The 14,202-nt window shown below is 50.9% G+C and carries 11 protein-coding genes; 7 read left to right on the top strand and 4 right to left on the bottom strand.

Annotated features, from left to right (window positions below; genetic code table 11):
• Positions 1–197 precede the first annotated feature (197 nt).
• The 4 genes from O6P33_RS08700 to O6P33_RS08685 form a co-directional block, all read right to left on the bottom strand.
• Entirely contained in the window at positions 198–938 is a 741-nt protein-coding gene (locus O6P33_RS08700) for a YciK family oxidoreductase (RefSeq protein WP_269817396.1), read from the bottom strand.
• Between the two features lie 73 nt (positions 939–1,011).
• Positions 1,012–1,683 (bottom strand): HAD family hydrolase, encoded by a 672-nt coding sequence (locus tag O6P33_RS08695; protein WP_269817395.1) that lies wholly within the window; start codon positions 1,681–1,683, stop codon positions 1,012–1,014.
• Complete coding sequence (ubiG, locus tag O6P33_RS08690) at positions 1,683–2,381, bottom strand: bifunctional 2-polyprenyl-6-hydroxyphenol methylase/3-demethylubiquinol 3-O-methyltransferase UbiG (protein ID WP_269817394.1); 699 nt, start codon at positions 2,379–2,381, stop codon at positions 1,683–1,685. The genes O6P33_RS08695 and ubiG overlap by 1 nt, the downstream gene beginning before the upstream one ends.
• Before the next feature lie 124 nt (positions 2,382–2,505).
• Positions 2,506–3,834, bottom strand: a complete 1,329-nt coding sequence (locus O6P33_RS08685) for a TRZ/ATZ family hydrolase (RefSeq protein WP_269817393.1) — start codon at positions 3,832–3,834, stop codon at positions 2,506–2,508.
• A 168-nt stretch (positions 3,835–4,002) separates the two neighbouring features.
• On the opposite strand from O6P33_RS08685, the gene mtnA reads away from it, so the two are divergent.
• The 7 genes from mtnA to cmk all read left to right on the top strand — a co-directional run bounded on the left by mtnA (position 4,003) and on the right by cmk (position 14,195).
• Positions 4,003–5,076 carry an S-methyl-5-thioribose-1-phosphate isomerase gene (gene mtnA, locus O6P33_RS08680; RefSeq protein ID WP_269819498.1) on the top strand — a complete coding sequence of 358 codons (1,074 nt, stop codon included), beginning with the start codon at positions 4,003–4,005 and terminating at the stop codon, positions 5,074–5,076.
• 180 nt (positions 5,077–5,256) lie between these two features.
• Positions 5,257–7,929: a DNA gyrase subunit A gene (gene gyrA / locus O6P33_RS08675; protein ID WP_269817392.1), complete on the top strand. Its 2,673-nt coding sequence runs from the start codon at positions 5,257–5,259 to the stop codon at positions 7,927–7,929.
• 7 nt (positions 7,930–7,936) lie between these two features.
• A complete protein-coding gene (serC, locus tag O6P33_RS08670; protein WP_269817391.1) occupies positions 7,937–9,019 on the top strand; it encodes a 3-phosphoserine/phosphohydroxythreonine transaminase in 1,083 nt (360 codons plus the stop codon).
• Positions 9,020–10,114 carry a prephenate dehydratase gene (gene pheA / locus O6P33_RS08665; RefSeq protein ID WP_269817390.1) on the top strand — a complete coding sequence of 365 codons (1,095 nt, stop codon included), beginning with the start codon at positions 9,020–9,022 and terminating at the stop codon, positions 10,112–10,114.
• A 52-nt stretch (positions 10,115–10,166) separates the two neighbouring features.
• The gene (hisC, locus tag O6P33_RS08660) at positions 10,167–11,279 is read left to right on the top strand and encodes a histidinol-phosphate transaminase (protein WP_269817389.1); all 1,113 of its coding nucleotides are present in this window, start codon (positions 10,167–10,169) and stop codon (positions 11,277–11,279) included.
• Between the two features lies 1 nt (position 11,280).
• Complete coding sequence (locus O6P33_RS08655; protein WP_269817388.1) at positions 11,281–13,515, top strand: bifunctional prephenate dehydrogenase/3-phosphoshikimate 1-carboxyvinyltransferase; 2,235 nt, start codon at positions 11,281–11,283, stop codon at positions 13,513–13,515.
• Positions 13,512–14,195, top strand: coding sequence for a (d)CMP kinase (gene cmk / locus O6P33_RS08650; RefSeq protein WP_269817387.1), 684 nt, complete (start codon positions 13,512–13,514; stop codon positions 14,193–14,195). The genes O6P33_RS08655 and cmk overlap by 4 nt, the downstream gene beginning before the upstream one ends.
• Positions 14,196–14,202: the final 7 nt, after the last annotated feature.

The raw sequence follows: 14,202 nt of genomic DNA, 5'->3' as shown, positions 1-14,202 counted from the left end.
TTGCAGCGTCAAAAAAACATTGCAAATGGCCACTATGGCCAGCTCCTGTGGCCAGTATTCCAAATAAGGCTGTATTTTTTTGACGAAGCTGATGAAGGAGGGCGCTGTTAGACAGTTGTAGACGGGCTAGGTTAAAGCAAAACGCGCCAAGCCAATTGCTGGTCATGGCGCGTATACGGGCGTAAATAGGTAAAGATTTATTCGCGCGCGTTAAGTGCTTGCCCAGTGACCCCTTTGCTATCCGGGCCCATCAAGTAGAGATACAGCGGCATGATGTCAGCTGGAGTAGGATTGTTCATGGGGTTCTCGCCTGGATAAGCATGGGCGCGCATGTCAGTGCGTGTTGCGCCTGGATTAAGGCTGTTGGCGCGAATACAAGTGCCGTCCATCTCGTCCGCCATCACTTGCATTAAGCCTTCGGTAGCAAACTTAGAGACTGCATAAGCGCCCCAGTAGGCGCGTCCTTTGCGGCCCACGCTGCTTGAGGTGAAGATCACTGAGGCATCCTTGGATAAGCGCAATAGCGGCAGCATGGCGCTGTTCAGCATAAACATTGCATTGACGTTGATCTGCATAACCTTGGCAAAATTCTCACCGGCCAACTGTTCCAGAGGGGTGCGCGGACCTAAAATAGAGGCGTTGTGCAGCAAGCCATCTAAATGTCCAAACTCGGCTTCAACCATTGCTGCTAACTCACCATAGGCATCACTGTTGGCACGCTCTAAATCCAAGGGAATCACAACTGGTTGCGGGTGGCCTGCAGCAACAATTTCATCGTACACAGCGTTTAGGTTCTTTTCGGTTTTACCCAGTAATAAGACGGTTGCACCATGGGCGGCATAGGTGCGCGCTGCTTCGGCGCCAATACCGCGTCCAGCACCCGTTACCAAAATAATACGATCTTTCAATAAGTCAGCAGGCGCTGTGTAATCAAACATAAATTATTCCTTTCAAAACAATGAACTAAGCCAGCTTATTGATGTAAATACTGCTGCTGGCAGGTTATTTAATTTAACAGCTGCGCTGTATGTCGAGCAGATTGATGAGCTCGCCAATGTTATCAAGCACCGCATCAGCACCCCAGTTGCTCGGGTTGTCGCCAGCGCTGATATAGCCATAACGCACTGCGACTGTGCGCATATTTGCTGCGCGACCGGCATCAATATCGCGTTGATCATCGCCGACATACAGCACTTGCCGTGGGTCTAGCTGTAACTGTTTGCAGGCCAATAACAACATATCTGGCGCGGGCTTACTGTTGCTCACATGATCAGGGCAGAGTAAAACTGCGCTGCGTGAGGATAAGTTCAGGGCATCCATAATTGGCTGAGCAAAACGCCAAGGTTTGTTGGTGGCAACACCCCAGCGCATACCAGCATTATCGAGCTGCTTGAGAACCTCTAAAACACCGGTAAAAGGTACGGTGTATTTAGCATGTTGCTGGGTGTAGCGCGCTAAGAAGTCTTCGCGCAACGCGTCTGCTTCTGGGTGGTCCGGATCTAAGGCAAGAGCAAAATTAACCATGGCTTGCGCGCCTTGCGAGACTTGCTGGCGAAAACCACTAGCACAGGCCAGTGGCGGCAAGCCTCGTTCGCTACGCATACTCTGCACAATGGCAAAAAAATCCTGCGCGGTATCGAGTAGGGTACCGTCCAGATCAAACAACACTGCTTCAATGCGCATTAGGCATCCTTAGTGGTGTGCAGCATGTAGTTCACATCCACATCAGCTTCAAGCTTGTAACGCTTGCTCAGCGGGTTGTAGGTTAAGCCAATAATGTCTTGCACTTGCAGGCCAGCGGCGCGACTCCAAGCGCCCAGTTCCGACGGGCGAATAAACTTTTTGAAATCATGGGTGCCGCGCGGCAATAACCGCATAATGTATTCAGCGCCAACAATAGCGAATAGATAAGCTTTGGGGTTGCGATTGATCGTTGAGAAAAATACTTGGCCACCAGGTTTAACTAATGCGTAACAGGCACGAATAATCGATGCGGGATCAGGTACATGCTCAAGCATTTCCAAGCAAGTCACCACATCAAATTGCTCTGGCATTTCCGCCGCTAAGTCTTCTGCGGTAACTTGGCGATAGGTGACGTCAACACCAGTTTCAAGCTGGTGCAAGCGCGCGACAGCTAACGGGGCTTCACCCATATCAATACCGGTCACGGTGGCGCCGCGTTGTGCCATTGCTTCACTTAAAATGCCGCCGCCACAGCCAACGTCGAGCACTTTTTTACCGGCTAATGAGGCGCGCTCATCAATCCAGTTCACCCGCAGAGGATTAATGTCGTGTAAGGGTTTAAATTCACTCTCACGATCCCACCAGCGGTGAGCTAAGGCTTCAAACTTCGCAATTTCAGCATGGTCTACATTGGTCATAACCCAGTCCTATACGATATGTGCCGCGATTTAAGGTACACATCATGCCAGTTTTTCTTTATTTTTACCTTATTGATCGCAAGGGCTGACTCAAGAAAGCTTGACAAGACTATAAGAGTGCTACTTAAGCGTTTGATTTGTTTGCTATTTTACGACCCCACTCGCGACTCTTAGCAATGATTCGTTGCTCATCCATTCGCACCAGCTGGCGGTCTTTAAGGAGCTGTTTGCCACCCACCCAGACATGCTCGACACAATTGCGCGCCGCGGCATAAATCAGTTGTGAGACTGGCTCGTAAACTGGCTGCAGAGATAAATCATTAAAATTAAAGGCGGTGAGGTCAGCTAACTTGCCCACTTCCAATGATCCAGTTTGCCTGTCAATCCCCAAGGCTCGGGCACCGTTTAAGGTGGCCATGCGCAAGGCACGGTGCGCATCAATGGCGCTAGCCGACTGCGCCACTGCTTTGGCTAATAAGGCTGCAGTACGCGTTTCGCTAAGCAGGTCAAGATTGTTATTGCTGGCTGCACCGTCGGTACCAACAGCGATATTTACCCCAGCATTCCACAAGCGCTCAATGGGGCAAAAGCCACTGGCAAGCTTTAAGTTGGATTCAGGGCAATGAATGACACTGGTATTGCTTTGTACCAAGAGCGCAATATCTTCATCGCTCACTTGGGTCATATGCACTGCCTGGAAACGTGGCCCCAGCAGGCCTAGGCGATTCAGACGGGCCAGTGGGCGCTCGCCATACGTCTCAATACTTTGCTGCACTTCCGCGGCTGTCTCATGCACGTGCATTTGTACGGGCGCATCCAACTGCGCGGCCAGCATCACAATATTATCAAGCCCCTGATCGTTTACCGTATAAGGCGCATGTGGGCCAAAACCAATGGAAAGACGCGGGTGCTGCTTAAAGTCATCAAACAACTGTAAACCTTCGCGCAAGGCTTGGGCGCTGTTGCGAGCCCCAGGCACGGGAAAATCCAACATAGGCACGGTAATTTGCGCACGGATACCGCTACTGTGTACTTGCTGGCAAACTGTTTCGGGAAAGAAATACATGTCAGAAAAACAGGTGATGCCGTTTTTTAGCTGCTCAGCAATGGCTAGATCAGTGCCATCGCGGACAAAGTCGGCATTCACCCACTGCGCTTCTGCAGGCCAAATGTGTTCTTTAAGCCAAACCTGTAAAGGTAAGTCATCGGCCAAACCGCGAAATAACGACATCGCCGCGTGACCATGGGCGTTAATCAAGCCGGGGGTCAACAGGGTATTGGGTAGCTCACGGATGTCGGCACAAGGCACTTTTAATGCTTGCTCGCGCGGCGCAATTAAAGCGATGTGGTCGCCGCGTATACCAATAGCGTAGTTTTTTAACACTACACCGGCGGGCTCAACCGGCACTAGCCACTCGGGCAATAACAAGCAATCTAAAGGCGAGTGGGGCATATGTGTGGCTTCCTGCTACAAAATTGATAAATGCTTTAATGGTGGATAAAGCGTTGTGCTGCTCATTGCTCGATAGACGCAACAACTGTCCAGCGGGGCACAGCTGCAGCGCGGTTTTAAATCCAGATTCAGCTATAATCACTTATTTATCAAGGGGTCATATGGATGATACGCGAACAGATGCTTGCGGCTGAAAAGGTTAAAGCCCTTGAGTGGCGCGATAATGCCTTGTACTTGCTTGATCAGCGCTTGCTGCCACAGGAAGAATGCTGGCAGCGCTATACAACAGCCAGTGCAGTTGCCCAAGCCATCGCTGAGATGCATGTGCGTGGCGCGCCGGCCATTGGTGTTGCGGCAGCTTTCGCCATAGTACTGGCAGCGCAGCAGCACAGCGCTTATCAGGTTGCGGATTTAGCAGTGGCATTACAGCCCGACTTCGAGCTGCTCGCGGCATCGCGACCTACGGCAGTGAACCTATTCTGGGCGCTGGATAAAATGCGTGCCTGCCTTGCCGCTGTCAGTCAGCACACTAACCCGCTGCTAGCTTTAGAGGCGCAAGCGCTGGCTATTTATAACGAGGACCGCGCAGCTAACTTGCAGACCGCTGAGTTTGGCCTACAGGTTATACGTGAGAGCAGTGCTGGCAAGCAGCATGTTATGACTCACTGTAATGCCGGCGCTTTAGCTACCGCAGGCTTTGGTACGGCTTTAGGGGTGATTCGCGCTGCTTACATAGATGGATTGCTTGAGTGTGTGCATGTCAACGAAACCCGTCCTTGGCTACAAGGTGCGCGGCTGACTGCATGGGAATTGCTGGGTGAGGGAATCCCTAGTGTGCTCAGCGTAGACTCCTGCGCAGCTCATTTAATGCACCAAGGTAAGATCAGTTGGGTGATTGTCGGCGCCGACCGCATCACTGCCAATGGTGATGTCGCCAATAAAATTGGTACCTATCAGTTGGCCGTGCTGGCCCGCTACCATGCTGTAAGGTTTATGGTGGTCGCGCCAAGCTCGACGATTGATATGCAGCTTGCCAGCGGAATAGACATTCCCATTGAAGAGCGCGACGCGACTGAGGTTCTTGCTCTGAGCGGGCAGCGTCTGGCCGCCCAAATCCCCGCTTACAATCCAGTGTTTGATGTTACTCCCGCAGAATTGATTGACGTAATCGTGACCGAGCGCGGTATCGTGCGCCAACCTAATCAGCACAAGATGCTAGAGCTGATGCAAGGCCCGTCATAGGCTTTTAGCAATTTAGCGCCTGTGTTTATTTATCTGGAAATGCTCGAGAGTGGGGTTAAAATTGCACTCAAGAGCGAAACTAAGAAAAAGCCATTGTCTAGATTGAGCGCGTTAGCACGGCATGTGTTACTATAAGCCGCTTGTAATGGGCATGATGAATTAATAAGGAACCGAGCTTCCATGGGTGAATTGGCCAAAGAAATCCTTCCGATCAGTATCGAAGATGAAATGCGACAGTCGTACCTCGATTATGCGATGAGTGTAATTGTTGGGCGCGCGTTGCCAGATGCACGAGACGGATTAAAACCCGTACACCGGCGTGTGTTGTTCGCGATGCGTGAACTGGGTAATGACTGGAACAAACCCTATAAGAAATCGGCGCGGGTCGTCGGTGACGTTATCGGTAAATATCACCCACATGGTGATATTGCTGTGTACGACACCATTGTCCGTATGGCGCAGCCGTTCTCTTTGCGTTACTTGCTGGCCGATGGCCAAGGTAACTTCGGTTCCGTAGACGGTGATAACGCAGCTGCAATGCGGTATACCGAAGTACGCATGACCAAGTTAGCCCATGAGCTGCTGGCTGACTTAGACAAGGAAACGGTGGACTGGGTAGCGAACTACGACGGCACGGAAATGATTCCAGCTGTTTTGCCGACCAAGGTCCCCAATTTGCTGGTCAATGGCTCCTCCGGAATTGCCGTAGGTATGGCTACCAACATTCCTCCGCACAACTTGCGTGAAGTGATTGATGGCTGCTTAGCCCTGATTGACAACCCTGATATCTGCATTGATGAGCTGATGCAGTTTATTCCAGGCCCTGATTTCCCCACTGCGGGAATTATTAACGGCCGCGCAGGCATTGTTGAGGCGTACCGCACCGGTCGCGGACGTATTTACATGCGCGCACGCACCTTTATTGAAGACATTGATAAAGTTGGTGGTCGTCAGCAAATCGTTATCAGTGAGTTGCCATATCAGCTGAACAAAGCCCGTTTGATTGAAAAAATCGCGGAGCTGGTTAAAGAGAAAAAGCTCGAAGGCATCAGTGAGTTGCGCGACGAGTCTGATAAAGACGGTATGCGCGTGGTGATTGAACTGCGCCGTGGTGAAGTGCCAGAAGTGGTTCTCAACAACCTCTATGCGCAAACTCAAATGCAAAGTGTGTTCGGCATTAACGTCGTTGCCCTCGTCGATGGTCAGCCACGCTTGCTTAACCTCAAAGACATGCTGGAAGTTTTTGTCCGTCACCGCCGTGAAGTAGTGACGCGCCGCACCGTCTATGAACTACGCAAAGCCCGTGAACGTGGCCATATTCTTGAAGGGCAGGCTGTGGCCTTGTCCAACATTGACCCAGTCATTGCCATGATTAAAGACTCTCCTACGCCAGCAGAAGCCAAAGAGCGTTTAATTGCTACGGCATGGGAGTCCAGCGCAGTTTCCGCGATGGTTGAGCGCTCCGGCGCTGAATCCAGTCGCCCAGAAGACTTGGATGAGCAATACGGCATGCATGATGGTTTCTACCATTTGTCGCCTGAGCAAGCACAAGCTATTTTGGATCTACGCCTGCATCGCTTAACCGGTCTCGAGCATGAAAAACTCTTAGCTGAATACCAAGATATTCTTGAGCAAATTAGCGAGCTGTTACATATTTTGGGCAGTGCTGAGCGTTTACTTGAAGTGATCCGTGAAGAGCTTGAAAAAGTTAAAGCCGACTTTGGTGATGATCGCCGCACGGAAATTACCGCCTCCCATGTTGATTTAACCATTGCTGACTTAATCACTGAAGAAGAGCGCGTAGTAACAATTTCGCACTCTGGCTACGCTAAAAGCCAACCGCTGGATGCCTATAATGCCCAGCGCCGCGGTGGCCGCGGGAAAGCGGCGACTGGCGTCAAAGATGAAGACCATGTTGAGCACTTATTGGTCGCTAACAGCCACACCACGCTGCTGCTATTCTCCAGCAAAGGCAAGGTGTACTGGAAGCGTACTTTTGAAATCCCAGAAGCTTCCCGCACGTCCCGCGGTCGCCCCATTGTCAACTTATTGCCACTGGATGACGGTGAAAAGATCACTGCAATGCTGCCGGTCAATGAGTACACCGAGGGTTACTTTATCTTTATGGCAACTGCCAACGGCACCGTGAAGAAAACTCCACTGGAACAATTTAGCCGCCCCAGAACCTCTGGCTTAATTGCTTTGGCTTTGGATGAAGATGACACCCTGATTTCTGCTGCCATTACTGATGGTACGCACGATGTCATGCTGTTCTCTGATGGCGGTAAAGTAACACGCTTTGCGGAAACCGATGTACGCGCCATGGGCCGTACCGCTCGCGGTGTTAGAGGGATGCGTCTGCCAGAAGAGCAGAAATTGATTTCCATGATCATTCCTGAAGAAGACAGTGAAATCCTCACCGCTTCTGAGCGTGGTTACGGTAAGCGCACCGCCATCACTGAGTTCCCTAATTACCGTCGCGGTGGTCAGGGGGTCATTGCCATGGTTTCCAATGAGCGCAACGGTAAGCTGGTTGGTGCTATTCAAGTGCTTGACGGTGAAGAAATCATGTTGATTTCCGACCAAGGTACTTTAGTGCGTACCCGTGTTGACGAAGTCTCTTCGCTGTCGCGCAACACCCAAGGGGTGATGTTGATTCGTTTAGCTAAAGATGAATCTTTAGTGGGCTTGGAGCGGGTGCAAGACCCAGCCGACAGTGACGAAGATGAAGAGTTAGCTGAGTCTGAATTGGGCGCAACTGAGCCGGTTAATGCTGCAGCAGACGCTGATCATGAAGACGTAAGCAGTGGGCCGGAGACGCTTACTGACGAGCCAAGCAATCCGCAGGAGTGAGAGAGCAGTGAGTAGAGTTTATAATTTTTGCGCAGGACCTGCTGCGCTGCCAGAAGCAGTATTAAAACAGGCACAAAGTGAGCTACTGGATTGGCACGGCAAAGGCCTGTCAGTGATGGAAATGAGTCACCGCGGTGATGAGTTCACCTCCATTGCCGCCACCGCCGAGCAAGACTTGCGCGATCTTTTAGGGGTACCAGACAACTATAAAGTGTTGTTTATGCAAGGCGGGGCCAGTCAGCAATTTGCCCAGATCCCTCTCAATTTTTTAGCTGAAGGTGCTACGGCAGACTATATCGACACAGGGATTTGGTCACGTAAAAGCATTGAAGAAGCCAGCCGTTTTGGCAATATCAATGTAGCCGCCAGTGCCAAAGAGTACGACTACTTTGCCATTCCTGGTCAGAATGAATGGCAGTTGAGCAAAGATGCTGCCTATGTGCATTACGCCAGCAATGAAACCATTGGCGGACTGCAATTTGATTGGACACCACAAACCGGCGACACCCCACTGGTGGTCGACATGTCGTCCGACATTCTCTCTAAGCCTTTGCAAGTCTGCCGTTACGGCATGATCTATGCTGGTGCACAGAAAAATATTGGCCCAAGCGGCTTAGTGGTTGCCATTGTCCGTGAAGACTTGCTGGGGCGCGCACGTGCCAGTTGCCCAACCATGCTTAACTACAAGGTGGCTGCTGATAACGGCTCCATGTACAACACACCACCGACTTTCTCATGGTATTTATCTGGTTTGGTCTTTAAGTGGCTGAAGGAGCAGGGCGGCTTAGAAGCCATGGCGAAGATTAACCACGCCAAACAAGCACTGCTCTACCAAACCATTGATGCCAGCGATTTCTACAGCAACCCAGTGGCGAGCAATGCGCGCTCGTGGATGAACGTGCCATTTCGTTTGGCTGACGCCAAGCTCGACAAGGCTTTCTTAGCCGGCGCCGATGAGCGTGGCTTGTTAAACCTTAAAGGCCATCGCTCGGTTGGCGGTATGCGCGCCTCAATTTATAACGCCGTATCGTTAGAAGCAGTAGAGGCGCTTGTAGCCTATATGCAAGAGTTCGAGAAGGAGCGTGCATAAATGAGTGATCATGAGCTGCAAGCTTTACGCGTACGCATTGACTCTTTAGATGAAAAGATCCTGGAGCTGATCAGTCAGCGCGCCCGCTGCGCGCAAGAGGTTGGTCGCATCAAAATGGCCACTTTGAAAGAGGGTGAAGAAGCAATTTTCTATCGGCCTGAACGTGAAGCACAAGTGCTAAAACGCATTATGGAACTGAATAAAGGCCCACTCGACAATGAGGAAATGGCGCGTTTATTCCGTGAAATCATGTCCACTTGCTTAGCCTTAGAACAACCGTTAAAAGTTGCTTATTTAGGCCCAGAAGGCACTTTTTCACAGGCTGCTGCACTAAAGCACTTTGGTCAGGCAGTGGTGAGCAAGCCTATGGCTGCCATTGATGAGATTTTCCGTGAAGTGGCTGCTGGTGCAGTCAGCTTTGGTGTGGTTCCTGTAGAGAACTCGACTGAAGGGGCGATTAATCACACCTTAGACAGCTTTCTTGAGCATGATCTGGTGATCTGCGGTGAGGTTGAGCTGCGGATTCACCACCACTTGCTGGTGGCGGAAAACACTAAAACCGAGAAAATCTCCCGTATCTATTCGCATGCACAGTCATTGGCGCAATGCCGTAAGTGGCTTGACGCTCATTATCCCAATGTGGAGCGGGTTGCTGTTTCGAGCAATGCAGAAGCGGCGAAACGAGTCAAAAGCGAATGGAATAGCGCGGCAATTGCCGGTGATATGGCCGCGCAGTTGTATGGCCTAAGCATTCTTGCCGATAAAATTGAAGACCGCCCGGATAACTCCACGCGTTTTTTAATTATTGGCAATCAAACTGTGCCAGCCACCGGCGATGATAAAACCTCAGTTATTATTTCCATGAGCAACAAGCCTGGTGCTCTGCACGAATTATTGATTCCTTTTCACGCCAGCGGCATTGACTTGACCCGCATCGAAACCCGCCCGTCACGCAGTGGTAAATGGTCTTACGTTTTCTTTATTGACTTTTATGGCCATAAAGATGATCCACTGGTGCGCGATGCTCTTGAGAAAGTTGCTCAGGAAAGCGTTGGCTTGAAAGTCTTGGGTTCCTATCCCAACGCTGTTCTCTAGTCGTGTTGTAACTGCCGCTTGATTGCGGCAGTGAAGTATTCGAGGAAAGTAAATGAGTCGTGATCTTCTTGCCTTGGCATTACCTAGTGTCCAAGAGCTGTCGCCCTATGTACCAGGCAAACCCGTTGAGGAGCTGGCTCGTGAACTGGGGCTTCAGCCTGAGGCTATTGTTAAACTGGCCAGTAATGAAAACCCACTTGGCCCCAGTCCAAAAGTGACTGCAGCAATCTCTCAAGCGCTACCGGAACTGACCCGTTACCCCGATGGTAGTGGCTTTATTCTAAAGGACAAGCTGGCTGCGCATTATGCTGTGGATCCTAACCAAATCACCCTAGGCAATGGTTCCAATGACATTTTAGAGTTGATTGCTAGAGCTTGGTTAGCGCCTGGACGCAATGCTATTTTCAGCGCCCATGCCTTTGCTGTATACCCCATAGCCACCTTGGCCTCCGGGGCGCAGTGCCGTGAAGTGCCAGCCAAAGACTATGGTCATGACTTGGACGCTATGGCTGCCGCAATTGATAGCAATACACGGGTGATATTTATTGCCAATCCAAACAACCCAACAGGGACTTGGTTTGATCAAGCGGCGTTAAATGCCTTCCTTGCTAAAGTGCCCAGCGACGTTTTAGTGGTACTGGATGAAGCCTATATCGAGTACGCAGCTGATAGTGACTTGCCCGATGGTATGGCCTACTTAAGCCGCTACCCAAACTTGTTAGTCTCCCGCACCTTTTCTAAAGCTTACGGTTTAGCTGCATTGCGGGTTGGTTACGCTGTTTCCTCCCTAGAAGTTGCCGACATACTCAACCGTGTTCGCCAGCCTTTTAATGTCAACAGCTTAGCCTTAGTTGCCGCTTGTGCCGCCTTAGAAGACAACGATTACCTAGAGCGCAGCCGTCTGCTAAACAGCCAAGGTATGCAGCAATTAGAAGCGGGCTTTAAGCAGCTGGGACTGTCGTGGCTGCCTTCGCGCGGTAATTTTATTGCTGTTGATTTTAAGCGGGATGCGGCACCAATTAACCAAGCGTTACTTGAGCAAGGGGTCATTGTTCGTCCGGTTGCTGGCTACGCTATGCCTACTTTTTTGCGGGTTTCTATTGGCACCAGTAACGAGAACCAAAGGTTCTTAGATGTATTAACCTCTGTTTTAAAGCAGGCTTAATATGCAAAAAACACCCCCAGCAACGCCGCTCGTTAAGCGTTTAGTAGTCATTGGTTTAGGCTTGATCGGCGCCTCCTTTGCTAAAGGTATTCGCGATTTAGGTCTGGCCGAAGAGGTCATCGGCGTCGACCTAAACCTTCAGGCGTGTCAACGCGCGGTAGAGCTTGGGGTGGTAGACAGTTGCAGTACAGATCTGGCTGCCGCCTGTAAAGATGCCGATGTTATTATGCTGGCCGTGCCGGTACTGGCTTTACAAACATTGCTGAGCAAACTTGCGGCGTTAAATTTAAAAAATACTATTATTACCGATGCTGGTAGCGTGAAAGGGCATTTGCTCGCGGCTGCCCAAGCAGCATTTGGTAAACTCCCGCCTTTATTGGTGCTTGGTCACCCAATTGCTGGCTCCGAGCGCAGTGGCGTTGAGGCCGCTAACCCAGGCTTGTTTAAGCATCATAAGGTCATTCTCACGCCCCACGCACATACCGATCCCGCGGCTTTAGCTTGCGTCGAGCAACTGTGGCAAGGTCTAGGCGCTGATGTTGAAAGCATGAGCGTGGATCAACATGATCGCGTTTTAGCAGCAACCAGCCATTTGCCGCATCTCCTTGCCTTTGGTTTAGTCGACTCGCTGGCGAAAAGAAGTGAAAACTTAGAGATATTTCGCTATGCCGCTGGTGGCTTTCGCGACTTTACCCGCATAGCTGGCAGTGATCCCGTTATGTGGCACGATATTTTTCTTGCCAACCGTGAAGCAGTCTTACAACAGCTGGACCAGTTTCGTGGCGACCTTGATGTATTACGCAACGCAATTGCCGAAGAAGATGGGCGTCACTTGCTTGGTGTGTTTACCCGCGCACGTGTAGCCCGCGAACATTTCAGTACTATTTTAGCCCAAAGGGCCTATGTGGAAACCATGCTTGATAATAATCTGATTTTTTTAGCCAGCCCCGGTGGGCAGGTCAATGGCAGTATTCGTGTGCCTGGTGATAAATCCATCTCACACCGCGCAATTATGCTGGGCTCTTTAGCCGAAGGCGTTACCGAAATTGATGGTTTTCTAGAAGGCGAAGATGCTTTAGCAACCATCCAAGCGTTTCGTGATATGGGGGTTGTCATTGAAGGCCCCGAAAAAGGCCGTGTAGTGGTGCATGGCGTTGGCTTACATGGTTTACAAGCGCCTCCCGGCCCTATTTATGTAGGCAACTCCGGCACCACTATGCGCTTGTTATCCGGTATTTTGGCAGCGCAAAACTTTGATACGACCCTTACTGGTGACGCCTCTCTTTCTAAGCGCCCGATGAACCGTATTGCCAAACCTTTACGTGAAATGGGTGCAGTAATTGAAACTGCTGCAGAAGGGCGCCCACCTTTGACCTTGCGCGGCGGGCAGCGCTTAACTGGTATGCACTATGCCATGCCAATGGCCAGTGCTCAGGTTAAATCATGCTTGTTACTCGCCGGAATGTACGCCAGCGGAGAAACTTCAGTCACCGAACCCGCACCGACCCGCGATCATACCGAGCGGATGCTGCGGGGCTTTGGTTACCCAGTGGAAGTCAATGGGCCAACCGCTAAAATTGAAAGCAACCACGCCTTAACTGCGACCCACATTGAAGTGCCGGCAGATATTTCCTCTGCAGCTTTCTTTATGGTTGCTGCCTGTATTGCTCCAGACTCTGAGTTGCTGTTAGAGCACATAGGGATCAATCCAACGCGCACAGGGATCATCGATATTTTGAAGCTGATGGGCGCAGACCTAAGCCTTGAGCGCATTCATGAAGTGGGCGGTGAGTTAGTGGCAGATATTCGTGTGCGCAGTTCACGCCTAAAAGGGATTGAGATCCCCTTAGAGCTGGTTCCACTGGCCATCGATGAGTTCCCCGTGTTGTTTATTGCTGCCGCCTGCGCTGAAGGCCGTACTATTTTACGCGGTGCTGAAGAATTGCGGGTGAAAGAGTCAGACCGTATTCAAGTAATGGTTGATGGCTTAACCACCTTAGGTGTCAGTGCCCAAGGCACCCCTGACGGCATCATTATTGAAGGTGGGCCAATGGGTGGCGGTGAGATTTGGGCGCACGGCGACCACCGTATCGCCATGTCATTTAGTGTTGCAGCATTGCGCGCTAACGCAGCTATTCGTATTCACGACAGTGTTCATGTGGCTACTTCCTTTCCTAATTTCTTGGCTCTGTGCAAACAGGTCGGTATGCATGTGGAACCCGAGGTGCACTCATGAATAGCCCAGTGGTAATCACCATTGACGGACCTAGCGGTTCCGGCAAAGGGACAGTGGCTGGTTTGCTAGCCATGCGCTTGCAATGGCTCTTATTGGATTCCGGTGCGCTCTATCGAGTCTTAGCGCTGGCTGCAGATAAACACAAGGTGCCGCTCGATAACGAAGCAGCGCTGGAGGTTTTAGCAGTTGGGCTGGATGTGCAGTTTATCCTCGATGAAGAGGGCAATCAGCGCATTATTTTAGAAAACGTTGATGTCACAGATGCCATTCGCAATGAAACCGTTGGTGCTTGTGCCTCACAAATAGCCGCTTTACCTGCGGTACGCTCTGGTTTACTGCGCCGCCAACAGGATTTTCGTGAAGCCCCAGGCTTAATTGCCGATGGCCGTGATATGGGCACAGTGGTTTTTGCCGACGCACCGCTAAAGGTTTTTTTAACCGCAAGTGCAGAGGAACGTGCGCGCCGCCGTTATTTACAGTTGAAGGATAAAGGCGAAGCTGTTACCCTAACGAGTCTTCTCGAAGAGATTCGTGCGCGCGATGAGCGCGATACCAGTCGTGCTATTGCACCGTTGAAGCCTGCAGATGATGCAATCATCTTAGACTCAACCACAATGACCATCGAACAGGTATTAGAAAGAATTCTCAGTGAAGTTGCAGTACGCAGCCTTGCTGGATAACGAGCAG

It is taken from the genome of Denitrificimonas caeni, from assembly GCF_027498055.1.
In the GTDB taxonomy this organism is placed as follows: Bacteria; Pseudomonadota; Gammaproteobacteria; order Pseudomonadales; family Pseudomonadaceae; genus Denitrificimonas.
This window is presented reverse-complemented; position numbering and strand designations above follow the sequence as displayed.

Excerpts from the sequence above, each read along its gene's own strand:
- O6P33_RS08655 (WP_269817388.1), top strand. The coding sequence starts at position 11,281 with ATGCAAAAAACACCCCCAGCAACGCCGCTCGTTAAGCGTTTAGTAGTC.
- cmk (WP_269817387.1), top strand. The coding sequence starts at position 13,512 with ATGAATAGCCCAGTGGTAATCACCATTGACGGACCTAGCGGTTCCGGC.
- O6P33_RS08700 (WP_269817396.1), bottom strand. The coding sequence starts at position 938 with ATGTTTGATTACACAGCGCCTGCTGACTTATTGAAAGATCGTATTATT.
- hisC (WP_269817389.1), top strand. The coding sequence starts at position 10,167 with ATGAGTCGTGATCTTCTTGCCTTGGCATTACCTAGTGTCCAAGAGCTG.
- pheA (WP_269817390.1), top strand. The coding sequence starts at position 9,020 with ATGAGTGATCATGAGCTGCAAGCTTTACGCGTACGCATTGACTCTTTA.
- gyrA (WP_269817392.1), top strand. The coding sequence starts at position 5,257 with ATGGGTGAATTGGCCAAAGAAATCCTTCCGATCAGTATCGAAGATGAA.
- O6P33_RS08695 (WP_269817395.1), bottom strand. The coding sequence starts at position 1,683 with ATGCGCATTGAAGCAGTGTTGTTTGATCTGGACGGTACCCTACTCGAT.
- O6P33_RS08685 (WP_269817393.1), bottom strand. The coding sequence starts at position 3,834 with ATGCCCCACTCGCCTTTAGATTGCTTGTTATTGCCCGAGTGGCTAGTG.
- ubiG (WP_269817394.1), bottom strand. The coding sequence starts at position 2,381 with ATGACCAATGTAGACCATGCTGAAATTGCGAAGTTTGAAGCCTTAGCT.